Here is a 16,441-nt window from a genome sequence, read left to right as displayed (position 1 = left end):
GTCAGGGACGGCTGGGCGCGCTTCATGCCGTGACCGTAGCAACGGGACCCGACGGGCCGCGATCCGTTTTCCGCCGCCGGCCGCCCGCGCCCGCCACCTGCCACCCGCCACCCGCCACCCGCCCGCAGCAACGCCGGTAACCCGTACGGCCCGCCGCGCTGGTCGTGCCGCGGCGGCGGTGTTGCCGTGAAGGGAGGCACCCCCGCGCCGCGGCATTCCCGCGCGTACTCCTGGAGGCACCCCCGATGGCCCGTCGTACCCGTGGTCGTACCGTCCTGGCCTCCGCCCTTCTCCTGGGCACTGTCGCCGCCGTCGCCGCCGGCTGCGCCACCCTCGGTCTGGAGCACCCGCCGACCGCCGCACCGGCCACCCCCACCGTCGCGCGGACCTCGGCCAAGCCCACCGCGCCGAGCGCCTCCTCCGGTCTCACCGAGGCGCAGGCGCACGCCGCTCTCATCACCGACGCCGACCTCGGCGCGCCCTGGGTCCCCACGCGCGGCGCGGCGACCTGGCGGGACGGGATGCTCAAGGCGACCACCTCCACCCCTGCCTGCCAGAAGCTCCTGGACGCCCTCTACGCCGACGAGCTGTTCGGCGGCCCCGCCCGAGCGGTCGTCGGACTCGACGACCCCGACACCGGGGCCCAGCTCCGCTACCAGCTCACCGGCGACCGTCCGGCGGCCGTGGACCGCACGCTGGCCTGGCTGAAGACGATGCCGCAGACATGCGCCCGGTTCGCCGCCGAGGCCACCGGCGACACCGTGCTGGACGTGCAGGTCTCCGAGCTGGCGCTGCCGGAGGTGGGCGACGTCCGCCAGGGCCTGCGCGTGACCCTGACGGTCTGGGCGACGGCCGAGGAGAACCCCGGCGGCGATCCGACCGTCCTGGCCCTGGACGTGGCCGCCGTCCGCGCCGGCGAGGACGCCTTCGCCCTCACCAACGGCGGCCTCGCCGACGTCCCGAACGAGGCGACGCAGGCGGCGGTCCAGCTCGGCGTACGGCGACTGGCGGACGTCAGGAAACAGGGAAGGGTGCAGGTCTAAACGACGTGCAGGTCGAGGGGAACGCGCAGACCGAGGGGAACGCGCAGACCGAGGGGAACGTGCAGGTCGAGGAAACGGTGCAGGTCTGAGGAGCGCGGCTCAGACGGTCGAGTCGTCGTCGAAGCGGGTGCGCTGGGCGACCACCTCGTGGGCCAGCTCCAGCACCGACCGGCCCTTCGCGAAGGCCTGGCCCCGCAGCCGGGCCAGCGCCTCGTCCGCGGCGACGCCGAGCTGCGCCATGACCATGCCGACGGCCCGGTACACCTCGCCGTGATCGGTGGCCAGCGGGCTCAGCCAGAAGCCCGCGCCGTCCACCCCGTCGACCCCGTCCACCCCGTCCACACCTTCCGAGCCGTCCGCGCCTCCCTCGCCGCTCCGCCCGGCCCTCGGCAGGGCCACCAGCGCCGCCGTCACCACGTCCGCCACCATCCGCGCCGTGCGCACGTCGTCCCCGGCGAGCTCGCCGGGGACGTCCCGGTACAGGTCGAGGGTGCCCACGCACACCGCGCTGTCGCCCAGGGGCAGCGCGTACACCGACCGCACCCCGGCGGCAGCCGCCTGCTGGGCGTACACCGGCCAGCGGACGGCGTCCCGGTCCGAGGTCAGGTCCGGGGCGACGACCACCGAACCGGTCTCCGCGGCCTCCAGACAGGGGCCGTCCCCGAGGCTCACCTGCATCTCCATCACATACGCGGCCCGTCCGCCGCTCGCCCCCAGCGGTACGGGCATCCCGTCGCCGACCAGCGACACGCTCGCCCCGCTCACCGGCAGCAACTTCAGCACCGCGTCGCACAGCCGCTGCGGCACGTCCTGCGGGCCGGCTCCACGCAGCTCCACGGCGATGACGTCGGCGACCCGTTCCCGCTCCTGGTCGCCCACGGCCATCGCCTCCGTCCAGGGCCCTGCTCCCGTCCCGTGGCCGCCGGGTACCCCCCGCCCACCGGGGAAACCGGTATCCGCCACGGCTTCTACGGCTTCTCGCACGGGTCCACGGGCTGCTTCACCTGCGCGAACGTTCAGGCTTTCGCCTTGTTGAAGGAGTGGCAGCCGCAGGAGCAGCGAGGCATCAGCACAATGCCCGTCCCGCCCGGCAGCGGAATGTCCTCGATCCGGCGGCAGTCGCGGTGCAGGCTCTTGTACTCCGGACGCTGCGCGAGCGCGCATTCCGGAGACATGGCGGACGGGTCGGCGACGGACTTGACGCTCGAACGCATCACAATTCTCCCCTGCTCCGGCGGTTCACTTCGGCCAATTTGGCGCGCAGCAATTCCGTACGCCCCTCACAGCGCGCGCACATGCATGGCGGGTATTTCTGGCCGACTTCCACCATCTCCACTGGCTTTACCGCGTGCTTTCGGCGCACGGTGGTGCGGACGCCGGTTTCCGGATTGATCCGGTACACCTCGATGGTCATGGTCACCCGGCATCCCTCCACGGGTCTGCCTGGGCGTTTGTGTCGGCTTTCCTGGGCGGGTCGGCCAGGCGGTCCACGTACAGCCGGACGAGAGCGGCCGTGTGCTCCCGCGGTTCGGGCAGCAACGGCTCGGCGCGCGGCTGCGGACCCTGAGAGTGCGGCGCATGCCGCTCTCTGCGACACCTGCGGGCGACGACCATCCGCGCGTGCCAAGCGTCCGTCGAGAGGCGGGCAGCAGGTGCTGGGGGTGCCATGGCGGCTGTAGCGGGTCGGCTGTGTCTGCCGAGGGTGCGTGCCCCGAACAGGGCCGCTCTCACCCGTTCGAGCAGTCGAGATGGGTACATGGGGACTGCCTGTCTCCTTCAGGTGTCCACGCCCGGGCAGTGGGAGGCCCCGGCCATCCCCTACGAGGGAGGAGACGACCGGGGCTGGTTCAGGGCCGTTCAGCGGTCGTCGGGATGCTGGTACCGGCCCCGCGGCTTGACCAGCGGAGGTCCGCCCGGCGGATCAGGGCCCGGCGTCGTCGCCGGACCGTCTACCCTCATGAACATGTTCCCTTCATCTGATGGTGGTTGGGAGCCGGACGCCTCGGCCACGTGACCTCGGCCAGGGTGAGTGTGGTCGGGGCGTCATCCCGCGCATTGCGGGTAGTAGGTGTGCTTCGGGGCGATCTGCTCAGCGGTGAGGTCCGGCACCGTGAGGTTGCCAGTGACCAATACGTCCTGGTTGGACCAGGAGCCGCCAAGCTCCACGACCCAGCCGCCAGGGTCCATCTCCCAATCTGCGTTGAAGAGCTTCACGACAACGTCACTGCCGCAAATGAACGCGCGGGACGCCTGCGAGACGATCCACTGCGCCTTTCTGGACTCCGAGGCCCCGCCGTTGTGGTTCCACTCGGCCAGCTGCCAGAGCTTGCGCCAATCGATGCCCGGAGTGAGCGGACCGATGTAGGCGACCTGTTGGTCATCCACGATCGTGCTTGCGTAGCCGAAGACAGATCCGAACAAGGAGAAGACGGTCACCCTTCCCCGGCCCTTGGTTCCTTCGGCGGTCGCCATGAAAACTCCCTGTTCGCACTTGGAGTCCCGAACCGTGAGGGCCGGACTCCAACGGCTGCCACTGACGGCGACCGGCGTCAGCAGCCGCCGTCCCCGCAGCACGCCGGCTCGTTGCACTCGGCCTTGGTGCCCCACAGCGACTCGTCGACCGCGAAACCGTGGGCGCGGATCTTGCCCACCACGTCCGCCATCGTGACCCGATCGCGGTACCGACTCTTCGGCGCGTGGTGAATGAACCGGCCGTACCGCTCCACGCACCACTTCTCGTACTCCTCGGTGTGGAGCATGAACGTGTGCCATCCGGGGTCCACGTTCTTGGCGGGCGACAGGCCCTCGCCTGTCTGGCCCATCACGTCCAGGAAGGCCAGAGCCTCGTTCATGACCCGCTCGGCCATGGAGTTCTCGTGCCCGTACTCCTCGGCGCAGAAGTCCACCAGGCGCTGGAACAGCTCGGGCGACACGAGGTCGCGTCCCTGTTGCAGAGCGACCGGCCTTTCAGGTGCCACAGTCATTCGGGAGTCCTCTCTTCCTCTGATCCGATGGGCACTTGCTGACCCACTCCCGGCCCGCAATGTCGTAGGCCGGTGGCGGGCGTCTGGGCCTGCCCGCCCGCCGCCGGGGGAAAGGCGAACGGACAGGGCGGTAAGGGTGTGTGTCACTGCTTCGGTTCTACGAAGCGGAATACTCATGTGACAGTCACTGCCTATGCCTCGTTCTTCGCCACATAGATTGCTGTGTGGCGATACCCAGTCAACGACGGCTGCGGCATCCGGGACAGGTGGAACGAGGGGAAACGACCTCGCATGACCCCGGTGATTTTTACCTTCCCCCGTGTCCCTGGAGTCGCCCAGAACTACCGTGGAGTCATGCCACAGGTGAACCAGAAGCTCGAAGGCCGGATGACGGAACTCGGCTTCAGCCAGGCCGAGTTAGCACGTCAGGTCAATGCTGAGATCGAACTTCTGACCGGGAAACCGGGTAACGTCACTGACGCGGATGTACGCCGATGGCTACGCGGTGCGACGAAGTGGCCGCAAGATCGCATCCGGTTGTCTCTGGAACGGGTTCTCTCCGCCCCAGCCAAGGATCTAGGGTTCGAACCCCGCAAAAGGAGCAGTGCACCACCGGAGGACGATCCCGTGCACCGTCGTACGTTCCTCACCGCAACGAGCGGCTCACTCTTGACTGTTGGGACCCCAGGCACTGGCGACCATGGACGACTCGGCGTCAATGACGTCCGTCGCTTCCATCAGGAGTACGTGGCCATCCTTCGGTACGACGATGCGGGACGAGGTCCACGAAAGGTGGAGAACCTTGCGGTGGAACTAGCTTCTCGAATCCACTCCTCTCTAGCCCTGTCCACAGCCTCAACTCGCGTAACGGACATGCTTCATCGACTCGCAGCGGAGGTCATCAGCTCGGCTGCCTTCGCCTCGATCGACGCCAGCGCACCGCAGCGGGCACGCGCGCATCTTGACAAGGCCCTGACCTTCGCGGGTCTGTCTCGGGACAGTGAAGCGACGTATCACGTCTGGAACTACATCTTCATGACGTCCAGTCAGCGGGAGAACCACGCTGAAGCAGTCGCAGGAGCAGAGGTCATGAAGCGCTCGTCAATCGCACGACGGGACCCGTTGTATGCCTCTCTCGGGCACATGCGCAACGCCAACGGACTAGCGCGCTTGCGGCGGGAATCTGAAGCTCTGCGTGCCCTCAAGGATGCCGAGAGGTCCTTTGCGCGCACCAGTGGGCAACAACAGCGCCCCGAGTGGATCAGGTTCTACGACAGCAGCGAGGTCGACGCTCTGTCCTCGTTTGTATGGGCGGCACTCGGCGATCACGGAAGGGCCGAATACTGCCTACATCGCACACTTGCGACCATTCCAGACAGCATGGTTCGAAATCGTGCCTTGTATACCGCACACTTGGCCCTCACTCAGGCTCGGCAAGAGGAGTTGGAGCTTGCCTGTGAGACCAGTCGGCAGGCGTACACAATGCTGCCCTCGTCCTACGGATCACAACGCACGGCCAAGACCCTGGCTGCGACGCGCCAGGTGCTCGTAGCCTCTGGATCGAAGGCACCCGAGATCACCGCCTGGATTGAGGAGTCTGGCCAATGGATCTGAAGCGCTACACGCACGCCGACGCGCGGGACGTACGTTCTCTGCTGCTGGACATCCACGACGAGGCATACGCCGACGACCCGGACCCGTTTCACTCGCGTGAGCGCTTCTCCTACTTCGTTGATCTCTGGTCTTCCCGAGAAGACTGGCAGTGCTTTTCGGGCTGGGAGGAGGGCGGCCCGGTTGGCTATGCGTACGGCTCGATGCTCAAGCCGGGTGGCTGGTGGAAAGGGCACCGGCGCCCTTCCGACCTCAGAGGCTCCGTGTTCGCATTGTCCGAACTCATGGTGATCCCCAAGTGGCGTGGCACGGGGCGAGCCCAGCAGATCCATGACGCGCTGCTCAAAGAAGTGACGGCCGACATGGTCACGCTCCAGGTGGAGGCCGGACATCCCAGGGTCCAGGCCCTGTACGAGCGTTGGGGCTACAGCAAGGCAGGCGAGTCGAAGCCCTCCGACGACTCCCCGCTGTATGCCGTCATGGTCCGGAAGCTCCAAGCGGCTCCAACGAAATGACCTGCTGGCGCTAGCACTACCCTTCCCGCGTCCAAGGGCGCAGCTTTTCCGGGTTGCGGACTGCCCAGATGCGGGTGACGTGTCCGTCGCAGATGCCGAACGAGGCGACCTTCACGACGACGCCGGCACGTTGGGCCACCAGGGGCCGGTGCGCCGTTGACCGAGCGTTCCGGGAGTTCGAGTCCCGGGCCCTGTCGTGCCTTCGGGGGACAGAGCCGCGAACTCGCCTCCCGCTATCGGGCCTGCTGACCGCGTTGTTGTGCCACCTTGTCTGTCTCGACTGGGCGTCCCGCAGGCAACGGACCCGCGTGAGATCATCCGTTGATGAGCAGCGACCTGGAAATAAGCGCTCTGGCGATCAACGTCACGATCCCGCAGGCGCTCCGCTGGACGGACACTCGACGCGGTGAGACGTTCATGCTGACCACGCTCAACGTCCGGCTTCTGCCGGATGGTCGCCTCGCCGCGAAGGCCTACGGCCGGCCGGTCAACGGCGGTCGGGGCGCATACGTCTCGTTCCCCGTCCCCGACGAACCCGAACTGACGGCCCTGGTCGCCGAAGCGGCCGACCGCGCCGGGGGGCTGTGGGCCGCCCATCGCGGTCTCGGCTAGCCCGTCCGCCTACGACGCGTTCTCGTGCAGCGCTGCGATGAGGCGGTCGAGGTCTCCGCGTGCCGTGTACGTGCGGATCGGGTCGATGTAGTCGCGGGACTCGATGATCCGGCCGTCTCGGACCCGCATGACGAACACGCAGGGCACCTTGGCCGTGGAGCCGTCCGGCTGGGTGAACTCGTAGGCGAACTCGGCGACGATCACCTCAGGGTCGGCCATCTCGTGGACGACGACGTCGACGACCCGTCTCTTCGGGACGGCCGCCCGAGCCCCGGGCGGCACCGTGAAGTGCTCCTGGAGCGCGCGCCGGCTCGTCAAGGGCTCGGACTGCGGCGTCGCCATCGGGTGGCGGACGTCGGTGGCCTCGCCGTACAGGTCGGGCAAGTCGTCGAAGTCGCCGTCGGCGACCCCATGAACAAGCCGGAGAAACACCTCGCGCGGACTCGGACCCACAAAACCTCCCAGGTGATCCCATGCAACAGGTACAGACGGCACGGCTACAGCGGGGGTTGGGCCGGGGCCGGGCCCAGGGTCGTCGTGCCGGGGGCCGTGCGGTGGCCGAGGCCGGTGCGGTAGGCGTCCAGGGCGGCCTCGACGCGGCCCGTGCGGCGCAGCAGATCGCCGAGCAGGCGGCACAGGTCGGCCAGGTCGCCCGCCGCGCCCGCACGCTCCAGCAGGCTGAGCGCCCGCACGTAGTGCTCCTCCGCCGCGTCCGTGTCCCGCGCGTCCTCGGCGATGATGCCGAGCAGCCGGTGCGCTCCCGCGGCGTGCACCGCGCCGCGGTCCGGCGACAGGTCCCCGAGGACGCCGTGCAGCAGTTCCGCGGCCTCCTGCGACCTGCCCCTGCGGTGCAGGACGTCGGCCAGCTCTACGGCGACCTGGCTGGTGTAGAGGGCGGCGCGCTGCGCGGACAGCATGGCCTGGGCCGCCTTCAACTCGTCCTCCGCGCGCTCCAGTTCGCCGTTCTGCGCATAGACGTAGCCGCGCATCCAGTGGCAGTTGGCGAGCTCGGTGCGCAGGTGGAGCTGACGGTAGAGCTCGGCGGCCTTGGCCAGTGAGGCGTCGGCCTCCGCGAGGCGGCCCTCGGCGAGGAGGGTGCGGGCGACGGACCGGTGCATGCGGGCGACCAGCGCGGGGTCGCCGACCTGGGGCGCGAGGGCGAGGGCGAACTCGGCGGCCTGCGCGGCGCGGGCCTGCGCGCCCATGTCCATGTACGGGCCGATGACGGAGGCGTAGAGCAGCAGCAGCGCGTCGGGGTCGTGCAGGCCGCCCCGGTTGAGCTCGTCGAGGGTGGACTCCAACAGGTAGACCGCGTAACGGAGTTCACCGGCGAGGTAGTGCGCGACGGCGCGTCCGCGCAGGGCGGGGACGCGGGCGGGCAGCGGGGCGTCGGCGAGCGCGCCCTCGGCGCGTTCGAAGAAGCGGCGGGCGGCGTCCAGGTCGCCCGTGTCGATCCCGCACTCCCCGAGCCCGAGCAGCGCGGTGGCCTGCTCCTCGGCGAGCCCGTGCTCCTCCGCCTCCGCGAGCAGGTCCGTGTACTGCCGGGCCGCGTCCTCGGCGTCCCCGGTGGCCAGCGCCCGCTGGGCCTCGGTGAGCCGGAGCCGCAGATCGGTGACCAGGCGGGCGGGCCGGCCGGTGGCCAGCTCCTCGAAGTCGACGCCGAGCCGTTCGGCGATGTGCTTGAGCGCCTCGTCGGAGGGCCGCACCCGGCCGGCCTCCAGCGTGGAGACGTAGGCAGGGGTGTACGTCGGCTCGGCCAACTGCCGCTGTGTCAGCCCCCGTTCGATGCGCAGCCGCTGCACCCGGCGCCCGACGACCTCGGGCTCGTCCCGCTCTGCCACGCCCCGGCTCCCCCAACTCACCTTGACCCTCTTGCCGTTGGACTATCTCAGGCCCTAGGTTAAACAGCGAGTTAAGCACGCTTAACAGCTGGCTGACGTGAGTTTCGCAGTCGCCGACATTGCGAGGTCGCCGTGCCCGGAAGCACATCCGCACGCCCTTCCGTGCCCTATGCCAGGGCCGTGGCGGCAGCCCTGCTCGCCATCGCCGCCCTGATCACCGCGGCCCACGCGGGCCCGGCGCGGACCGCCGACGCGGGGCAGGTCGGCCACGTGCAGCAGGTCCACGACGCGGACCGCTGAACCCGGGGCACCCCGCGGCGTCCGGCTCCACCACTACTGACCTGCGCGACCGCGGCGGCCGCCCGTCAGCCCTCGCACACGTTCCGGTACGGCACACCGGGCGCGTAGGTCCGCCACTGGGCCCGCGTCAGCCCGGCCCCCGAGGTCCGTGCGCACACCGCCTCGACCGCCCGCGCCGGATCGATCGGGTACCGCTGCAACGGCACGTGCGCGCCGCCCGCGTACACCGTGCGGCCGTCGGCGCTGAAGGCGAGCGTGTCGATCTGCTCGCCGGACGTCGTCAGGGGAGAGCCCAGCGGCTCCTGGGCGGCGATGTCCCACAGCTGCAGGCTGCCCGCCTCGCCGCCGACCGCGAGCGTCTTGCCGTCGGGGCTGATCGCGAGGGCGCTGACCGCTTCCGAGGTGTCGCCGAAGGCCCCGTCGCCGATGTCGTCCGGCAGGGCGCGGAAGACGTTGCGCAGGACGCCGACGCGTTCCCGCAGCCGGCCGTCCCACAGCGCGACCCGTCCCGTCTGGTCGCCCGCTGCCAGCAGCGAGCCGTCGGAGGCGAAGGCGAGGGCGCCGATCCCGTCGCCCTGAACGAGGGCCCGGCCGCTGACCCTGCCCGCGGGCAGGACGGCGATCCGGTTGTCGCCGACCAGGATCCCGCCGTCGGGGCGGGCGGCCAGGTGGCTGCTGGACAGCGCGGGCAGGACCGCCGTTCTGCGGCCCCGGGCCGTGTCCCAGCTCTCGTTGACGAGCATGCCGACGCCCCCGGCGCCGATGGTGGAGAGACTGGCGCGGGTGAGGTGGAGGGTGCGGGCGTCCGGGCCGAGGGCGATGGTCACCACCGCCCCGGTCGACGTCTTCGTGGCCAGGTCCACAGTCGTGCGGGTGCGGCCCCCGGCGACGTCCCAGATCGTCAGGGGCTGCCGGGACGTCTCACTGCTGGGGGCCGAGACGCCGTACGCGAGCGCCTTGCCGTCGGGGCTGAACGCCAGCAGCGCGGAGGTGTACTCCGCGTCCACGGGGGAGGAGGGGTCGGTGGAGACGGGGAGCCGCGGGGAGGGCAGCGTGCGCAGGCGACGTCCGTCCCCGGTGTCGCGCAGTTCGACGCGGTAGTGGTCGCCGGTGCGGCTCGCGGTGGCGAGGGTGCGGCCGTCCGGGCTGAGCAGCACCTGGTCCATCGGGGCGTCCAGCCAGGCGGAGGCAACGGCCGCCGAGACGTCCAGCGTGTGCACCGTGCCGCCCTCCAGATAGCGCAGCAGCGGGCGCGAGGCGTCCCAGGCCAGGCCGCCGTACAGGTGCTGGTTGTTCAGGGAGTGCCGGAACACCGGGGCCTCGACGCCCGGCCGCCACACCCTGACCTCCTGCGCGTCGGCGGTCGCCAGGAACCTCCCGTCCGCGCTGAGGGAGACGTACGACACCCCGGCGTCGTGGAGGCCGGCCAGCTGGTTCCCGGACCGGAGGTCCCAGACGAGCACCCCGGTCGGGGTCACCGCGGCGAGCTGCTGCCGGCCGCCGAGCACCAGCGTCGACCGTTCCTCGCCGCAGATCGCGGCCGTACGCTCCCAGCGGCCGTGCACCGTGCGCTGCGTGCGCAGGTTCCGTACCCGCAGCGGGCCGTCCCCGTTCGGGCAGGCCGCGACCACGGAGCCGTCCGGGCTCGCCGCCACCACCGCCGAATCCTTCGCCTGCGTCCGGAACAGCAGCCTGCCGTCCGCGACCGAGCGCACCTGCACGTCGGGGTCGTCCGTCTCGGACACGAGGTAGCTGCTCCCGGAGAAATCCACCGTGGACGACTCCGGCAGCGGGTCGCCGCGCCACCGCCCGGCGACCGTGTCCCACAGCCGCACCCCGTCGTCTTCGAGGAGCGCGATCAGCCGCCCGTCGGGGCTCGCCGCCTGCGCCTGACGGTTCTGCGGCAGCCGTCCGGACGCGATCCGCCGGTGCGATGCCACGTCCCAGGTCCGCCACTCGCGTCCCCCGACGCTGAGCAGGGCACGCCCGGAGTCCGTCAGAAACCGCGAGAGGCCGTCGCCCGACGCCGGGTCGCCGAAGGCGTCCAGCTCCGGCTGGCCCAGCGAGCCCAGCAGCGCGCCGCGCGTCTCCGGCAGGTGGGCTGCCCGCCAGGCGGCGACGCCGAGGAGCTGTGCGGTGCGGGGGTCGGTGGTGCGCAGGCCGTCCGCGACGGAGGCCAGACGGCGGGCCGCGTCCTCGGTGGCGCGCCGCTCGTTGTCCCGTCTCTGCGTCCACGCGGACAGCCCCGCCACCAGCGCCACCACGAGGACGGCCGACAGCACGCCCAGCGCGGTGCGCGCCCGGCGTGCGGCTCGGACGGCGGCCCGGCGTTCCGCCTCGCGGGCCTCGAACGCGGCGATCAGGAACGCCCGTTCCGTCGCCGTCAGCGCGGGGTCCCGCCCCGGTTCCGGGAAGTGCTCCTCGGCGTGGTCGAGCCGGGCGCCCCGGTACAGGCTGCCGGGGTCGCGGTCGTGCTCCACCCAGGTGCGGGCCGCCTCGGTCAGGGCCCGGTGCCGGCGCAGGCGTTCGCGGTCCTGGTCGACCCAGCGCCGCAGCCGGGGCCAGCAGGTGATCAGCGCCTCATGGGCGAGATGGACGCCCTCCTCGTCGGCGGTCACCAGCCGGGCGCGGGCAAGCCGCTCCACCACCACCCGGACGTCGGGGTCGGCCCACTCGTCGAGTTCGGCGCTGGTGACGGGGCGGCGGGTGTCGGGGGCGCCCCGGCCCGGCTCGACCATCCGCAGCAGCAGCTGCCGGGCGGCCCGCCGACGGGGCGTGGTCAGCTGCCCGTACACGTCCTCGGCGCTGGCCGCGATCGCGCCGCGCACCCCGCCCGCCGCCTCGTACGCGGCCAGCGTCAGCATGCGGCCCCTGCGCCGGCGCCAGGTCTCCAGCAGGGCGTGCGAGAGCATCGGCAGGCCGCCGGGCTCGTCGAGGACCTCCTCGACGATCTTCGCGGTCAGCTCCCGCTCCACCAGGTGCCCCACCGTCTGCGCCGGTTTGACCACCGCGTCCCGCAGCTCGTCGGCGGTCATCGCGCCGACCAGGAGTCCGGCGCCGTTCAGGGCGTCCGCCAGGTCGCGGTGCTCGGCGCAGCGGGCGTAGAAGTCGGCGCGCACGGCGATGAGGACCTTCAGCCGGCTGTCCGGGTCGCGGGCGGCGAGCAGCAGATCGAGGAAGCGGGCCCGCTCGGCGCGGTCCCGGCAGAGGGTGAACAGCTCCTCGAACTGGTCGACCACCACCCAGCTCTCCGGCTCCCCCTCGGCGGGCGCGAGCAGCGGGCCGTACGTCTGCGCGGGCCGGTCTCCCGGGGTGAGGACGCGCAGGACCGCCGGTCGCCCCCGGGTCGCGATCTCGTCCCTGAGCCGCGGGATGAGCCCGGCCCGCAGCAGCGACGACTTGCCGCTCCCGGACGCGCCGAACAGCACCGCGAACCGGTGGTCGCAGACCAGCCGGTTCAGCTGCTCGACCAGCCGGTCCCGGCCGAAGAACAGCTCGCGGTCGTCCGGCTCGAAGCGGGCCAGCCCCCGGTACGGCGGCGGCACGGCCTCGTCCGCCACGCGCGCCGTTCCCGCCGCCTCGGCCTCGGCCTCCTTCCAGCGGGCCTCCCACTCCCCGACGTCCGCCCCGCACGCGCACACGTATCCGCGGACCACGGCGAGGGACGGCAGGCGTTCTCCCGCGGCGGCCTGGGACAGGGTGGTCGCGGAGAAGCCCGCCGTCTTCTCCATCGCGCGGTACGAGGGGCTGCCGGCCTCCTTGCGCAGCTCGCGCAGTTGATGGGCGAGGCGCTGGACGGGGCCGCCTTGCGGGTCCACCGGTCTCTCGGGACGTCCCATGCGCTCGTACCTCCGTACACCTGGCGAAAGCGACATCGAGCGCCATGACCATACGAGTCGCTTGGCAACGGACAGGTTGCCATCAGGCGTCGGAGGGGTGACGTGGTGCGGGTCACTGTCACCCGGGCGGAGTTGATTTCAGCCACTGGCCGAGTGCCCAGCAGCACGAGCCGCCCCCGGCGGGACACTCCCACGCTCCCGTCTCGCCGGGGGCTTCGTCATGCCCGGGGCTGTACGGCGCCCGGGATTCGTCATGCCCGGCGGCTTCGCCCTGTCGGTCGGCGGCTCACAGATTCTCGCGATCAGTTCGGCGAAAAGCCCACGCGAGTTCGTAGAAAAGCCTTTCTCCAGCGCTTTCGGACTGCCAGTCTTCGGACGCCTGGATGTCATGTCCAGGTCGAATCCGCCGTCGACTGGAGCCCCCCGTGCCCCACCGCCTCGCCCGAGCCGCCGCCGTCGCAGGCAGCGCCGCCGCCCTCGCCGTCGGCCTGACCGGCAGCGCCTCCGCCGGCGTGCTGCAGAACCTGCCCGAGAACGCGACCGCGTTCCAGAAGAACTTCGAGCCGGTCTACGACTACGACTCGGACAGTTGCTACCCGGCCGCCGCGATCGACCCGAGCGGCAACCTCAACGGCGGCCTCAAGCCGACCGGCCCCGTCACCGGCGAGTGCCGCAGCGGCCACCTCGGCAAGGCCAACACCTACTCGCGGGCCAAGTGCGACAACGGCTGGTGCGGGATCGTCTACGCCAGCTACTTCGAGAAGGACGAGGCCTCCCCTGGCATCGGCCACCGCCACGACTGGGAGTGCATGGTCGTCTGGGTCAAGCAGGGCGCGGACACCCCGTCCTACCTGTCCGCCTCCGCACACGGCGGCTTCAGCACCCACCCGATCGCCGACGTCCCGATGAGCGGGCAGCGCGTCGAGGCCGTCTACCACAAGGACGGCGCGAGCACCCACGCCTTCCGCTTCGCCAAGTGGGGCGAGACGCCGGAGAACGACACCGGCGCCTGGCACCAGGAGAACCTGCTCACCTGGGACAACATGGCGGCCGGACTGCGCGACAAGCTGAACGCCTCCGACTGGGGCGACGCGAACCTCCCGCTCCAGGACTCCAAGTTCGCCGACCACCTCAACAAGGCCAAGCCGAGCGGCATCACGTTCGACCCCTATGCCTGAGACACCGCTACGCCTGAGACACCGTTACGCCTGAGACACCGCTGCGCCTGAGACACCGCAGAAACTCCGACCGCCCTGAAAAACATTGATTGCCCTGATGGAGAGGGCTGTCAATCAACTCTCCCGTTGCGAATCTCGGTGTCGTCACGCCGGATCCCCTGGTGTGCGAACGAACCCCACTTTCGCAACGGGAGAGACCAAGCATGTCCAAGGCCCCCAAGAAGAAGACGATGTCCCGGCTCGGCAAGATCGCCGTGGTCGCGGGCAGCGTCACCGCCCTCGCCGTCGGTCTGGCGGGCAGCGCCGACGCCGCCATCCTGAACCCGCTGACGCAGAAGGCCGGCACCTTCGAGCTCAAGTACATGCCGGAGTTCGACTACGACTCCGACAGCTGCTTCCCCGCCGCCGCCGTCGACGCGAGCGGACACCTCAACGGCGGCCTGAAGAACAGCGGGTCGATCACCGGCGGCTGCCGGACGAACCACCTCGGCAAGGCCAACACGTACACGCAGTCCTGGTGCAAGAACGGCTGGTGCGCCTACATCTACGCCCTGTACTTCGAGAAGGACCAGACCCTCAACGGCGCCGACGCCTTCGGTCACCGCAACGACTGGGAGTCCGTCATCGTCTTCCAGAAGCAGGGCGAGGAGAAGCCCCGCTACCTGGCCGCCTCCCGGCACGGCGGCTACAGCACCCACGCGATCAAGGACGTGCCGATGGACGGCAACCACGTCCAGATCGTCTACCACAAGGACGGCGCGAGCACGCACGCCTTCCGCTTCGCCAAGTGGGGCGAGCGGCCGGAGGCCTGGGGCGACGGCGGCTGGGACAAGCCGGCCCTGGTCGACATCCACCAGATGGACGACACACCGCGCAACGCCCTGTGGAACTCCAAGTGGGGCAAGGCCAACTTCCCCCTGACCGGCAACTTCCAGGACAACATCAACAAGGCCCGCCCGTCCGAGGTCCCCGCCTTCTGACGCCGGGCCCCGCAGGGCCCCGCAGCCGCGGTCGCCGACGCACCCTTCCCCTCGCGTCGGCGGCCGCTTCCCGTCGCCGGGACGACTCACCTCACCCGTGGGTCTGCAACTGCCGCAACTGCTGCTGGACGTGGTCCAGCGCACCCTCCCGCCGACCGGGCACCCGGGCCCGCAGCTCAGCGAGGGCGGGCCCCAGCTCACGGGCGCGATCCGCGGCGCCGATCCGCCCCCACTGGTGGTGCGCCCGGTCCACGGCCGCCTCCACGGCAGGCGCGTCGACCGGCTGCCCGGCCTCCAGCCGAGCCACGGCCACCGCCATCCACGTACGGCAACTGCGCTCGGCGTCCCCCGCGAACATCGCCAGATCCGCCCGCACCTCGGCCCAGTGCAACGCCTCCTGCGACCCGCCCCCGTGCTCGGCGGCGGCGGCCTGCTCCCACCGCGCGGCGATCGCATCGGCGTCGACGTGCCGCCCGGCCTGAACAGCGGCGGAGATACGGGCGTGCGGGTCACCCTCCGGCCCGTCCGGGGGAGTGTGAGGGCGAGGCCCTTCGGGCCGAAGCGAGGGGTCGGGGACGGGAGCCCCCGGGGGACGGGACCAGACAAAGGCGGCAGGTGCGGGGGCGGCAGGTGCGGCGGGAGCAACGGGGGCGGCAGGTGCAGCGGAGGCAGGCGCGGCGGGAGCAGCGGGGGCGGCAGGTGCAGCGGGAGCAACGGGGGCGGCAGGAGCAGCGGGGGCGGACAACATCAGGTCGCCGGTCTCCCCCTCGCGCCCGATCCGGGCCAACGCCATCTGGTGCAGCTGCTCCGGCGCAGGCCGTCCGCCGCTGCGCAATATCGTCGCGACGGCCTTCATGTAGGACGGAGCGGCGACAGCTCGCCGGCCCCGCGCAGGCGGCTGCGCGACCCGCCCGTACAGGGCGACCCCGACGCCGCAGTCCAGCACGTTTCCGCGCAGCCACTCCCACACCTCCGCGTCCGCCCGCAGATCGAGCACGACCGTCGTCGTGCCGGCCGGCCGCAGCCGCAGCTCCTCCCGCAACCAGTGCCACGGCAACGCCGTGTACCGGACGGTCGAGGCCGTCGTACGGGCCAGCGCCAGATGCGGCAGCCGCTGCCGCCGGTCGAGTTGCAGCTGCCCGGCGACGAACAAGGTCAGCGGCCCGGGCGCGGCCGCGGCGGCTCGCAGCCGCGTCAGCACGGCCTGCGGCTCCAGCGGATCGGCGAGCTCGACGACGTTCGCGGTGTCGGTGCCGGCGAGCACCGAAGGCGGCACGGCCGCCAGCACGGGGAGCACGGAGGCCGCGTCCACCAGACACCCCTTGCCCGCGGGCGAGGCCGCCAGCAGCAGCACGGTTCCGGGCATGGTCCCCTCCTGCACGGTCCCCACCCCTCCCCTGTCGATCACGTACCTCAGCACCTTGACGTGCTCCCTGGCCTAAAGTCCAGGGATTCCGGCCTGGGTCGGCTGACCCTTCCGGGGGCTTCCTGCTTCACCGCGCTGCGCGGGCACGTGTGCCCGTCTTACCGGCGCTCCA

At 71.2% G+C, this 16,441-nt stretch carries 15 protein-coding genes and 1 pseudogene; 6 read left to right on the top strand and 10 right to left on the bottom strand.

Annotated features, from left to right (window positions below):
- Window positions 1-245 precede the first annotated feature (245 nt).
- Window positions 246-1,043 carry a hypothetical protein gene (locus ACIBAF_RS43510; protein ID WP_399471358.1) on the top strand — a complete coding sequence of 266 codons (798 nt, stop codon included), beginning with the start codon at window positions 246-248 and terminating at the stop codon, window positions 1,041-1,043.
- Window positions 1,044-1,142: 99 nt separating this feature from the next.
- Here the strand turns inward: ACIBAF_RS43510 and ACIBAF_RS43505 are convergent, their stop codons facing one another.
- The 5 genes from ACIBAF_RS43505 to ACIBAF_RS43485 all read right to left on the bottom strand — a co-directional run bounded on the left by ACIBAF_RS43505 (window position 1,143) and on the right by ACIBAF_RS43485 (window position 4,027).
- Entirely contained in the window at window positions 1,143-1,928 is a 786-nt protein-coding gene (locus ACIBAF_RS43505; RefSeq protein ID WP_399471356.1) for a GAF and ANTAR domain-containing protein, read from the bottom strand.
- A gap of 131 nt (window positions 1,929-2,059) precedes the next feature.
- Window positions 2,060-2,257, bottom strand: coding sequence for a hypothetical protein (locus ACIBAF_RS43500; RefSeq protein WP_399471354.1), 198 nt, complete (start codon window positions 2,255-2,257; stop codon window positions 2,060-2,062).
- Complete coding sequence (locus ACIBAF_RS43495) at window positions 2,257-2,457, bottom strand: hypothetical protein (RefSeq protein WP_399471352.1); 201 nt, start codon at window positions 2,455-2,457, stop codon at window positions 2,257-2,259. The genes ACIBAF_RS43500 and ACIBAF_RS43495 overlap by 1 nt, the downstream gene beginning before the upstream one ends.
- Before the next feature lie 629 nt (window positions 2,458-3,086).
- Window positions 3,087-3,515: a hypothetical protein gene (locus tag ACIBAF_RS43490; RefSeq protein ID WP_399471350.1), complete on the bottom strand. Its 429-nt coding sequence runs from the start codon at window positions 3,513-3,515 to the stop codon at window positions 3,087-3,089.
- Between the two features lie 77 nt (window positions 3,516-3,592).
- Window positions 3,593-4,027, bottom strand: coding sequence for a hypothetical protein (locus ACIBAF_RS43485; protein ID WP_399471348.1), 435 nt, complete (start codon window positions 4,025-4,027; stop codon window positions 3,593-3,595).
- 354 nt (window positions 4,028-4,381) lie between these two features.
- On the opposite strand from ACIBAF_RS43485, the gene ACIBAF_RS43480 reads away from it, so the two are divergent.
- The gene (locus ACIBAF_RS43480) at window positions 4,382-5,641 is read left to right on the top strand and encodes an XRE family transcriptional regulator (protein WP_399471346.1); all 1,260 of its coding nucleotides are present in this window, start codon (window positions 4,382-4,384) and stop codon (window positions 5,639-5,641) included.
- Window positions 5,632-6,153 (top strand): GNAT family N-acetyltransferase, encoded by a 522-nt coding sequence (locus ACIBAF_RS43475; RefSeq protein ID WP_399471344.1) that lies wholly within the window; start codon window positions 5,632-5,634, stop codon window positions 6,151-6,153. The genes ACIBAF_RS43480 and ACIBAF_RS43475 overlap by 10 nt, the downstream gene beginning before the upstream one ends.
- Window positions 6,154-6,169: 16 nt before the next feature.
- On the opposite strand, the pseudogene ACIBAF_RS43470 reads toward ACIBAF_RS43475, so the two are convergent.
- Window positions 6,170-6,353, bottom strand: a pseudogene (locus ACIBAF_RS43470) (RNA polymerase subunit sigma-24); the annotation flags it as partial.
- A 124-nt stretch (window positions 6,354-6,477) separates the two neighbouring features.
- Here ACIBAF_RS43470 and ACIBAF_RS43465 point away from each other — a divergent pair.
- A complete protein-coding gene (locus tag ACIBAF_RS43465) occupies window positions 6,478-6,765 on the top strand; it encodes a hypothetical protein (protein ID WP_399471342.1) in 288 nt (95 codons plus the stop codon).
- Between the two features lie 9 nt (window positions 6,766-6,774).
- Here the strand turns inward: ACIBAF_RS43465 and ACIBAF_RS43460 are convergent, their stop codons facing one another.
- From ACIBAF_RS43460 to ACIBAF_RS43450, 3 genes are all read right to left on the bottom strand, one after another.
- Window positions 6,775-7,218 (bottom strand): nuclear transport factor 2 family protein, encoded by a 444-nt coding sequence (locus ACIBAF_RS43460; protein ID WP_399471339.1) that lies wholly within the window; start codon window positions 7,216-7,218, stop codon window positions 6,775-6,777.
- Between the two features lie 44 nt (window positions 7,219-7,262).
- Window positions 7,263-8,606, bottom strand: a complete 1,344-nt coding sequence (locus ACIBAF_RS43455; protein WP_399471337.1) for a helix-turn-helix domain-containing protein — start codon at window positions 8,604-8,606, stop codon at window positions 7,263-7,265.
- 365 nt (window positions 8,607-8,971) lie between these two features.
- Window positions 8,972-12,745 carry a hypothetical protein gene (locus ACIBAF_RS43450; protein WP_399471335.1) on the bottom strand — a complete coding sequence of 1,258 codons (3,774 nt, stop codon included), beginning with the start codon at window positions 12,743-12,745 and terminating at the stop codon, window positions 8,972-8,974.
- Window positions 12,746-13,128: 383 nt separating this feature from the next.
- On the opposite strand from ACIBAF_RS43450, the gene ACIBAF_RS43445 reads away from it, so the two are divergent.
- Together ACIBAF_RS43445 and ACIBAF_RS43440 are read left to right on the top strand one after the other, a co-directional pair.
- The gene (locus tag ACIBAF_RS43445) at window positions 13,129-13,923 is read left to right on the top strand and encodes an NPP1 family protein (protein WP_399471333.1); all 795 of its coding nucleotides are present in this window, start codon (window positions 13,129-13,131) and stop codon (window positions 13,921-13,923) included.
- A gap of 203 nt (window positions 13,924-14,126) precedes the next feature.
- Window positions 14,127-14,903, top strand: coding sequence for an NPP1 family protein (locus ACIBAF_RS43440; protein ID WP_399471331.1), 777 nt, complete (start codon window positions 14,127-14,129; stop codon window positions 14,901-14,903).
- 91 nt (window positions 14,904-14,994) lie between these two features.
- Here ACIBAF_RS43440 and ACIBAF_RS43435 read toward each other — a convergent pair whose 3' ends face one another.
- Window positions 14,995-16,269: a hypothetical protein gene (locus ACIBAF_RS43435; RefSeq protein ID WP_399471329.1), complete on the bottom strand. Its 1,275-nt coding sequence runs from the start codon at window positions 16,267-16,269 to the stop codon at window positions 14,995-14,997.
- Window positions 16,270-16,441 lie beyond the last annotated feature (172 nt).

Origin of the sequence: Streptomyces sp. NPDC051677, assembly GCF_044453465.1 — a bacterium.
In the GTDB taxonomy this organism is placed as follows: Bacteria; Actinomycetota; Actinomycetes; order Streptomycetales; family Streptomycetaceae; genus Streptomyces.
This window is presented reverse-complemented; position numbering and strand designations above follow the sequence as displayed.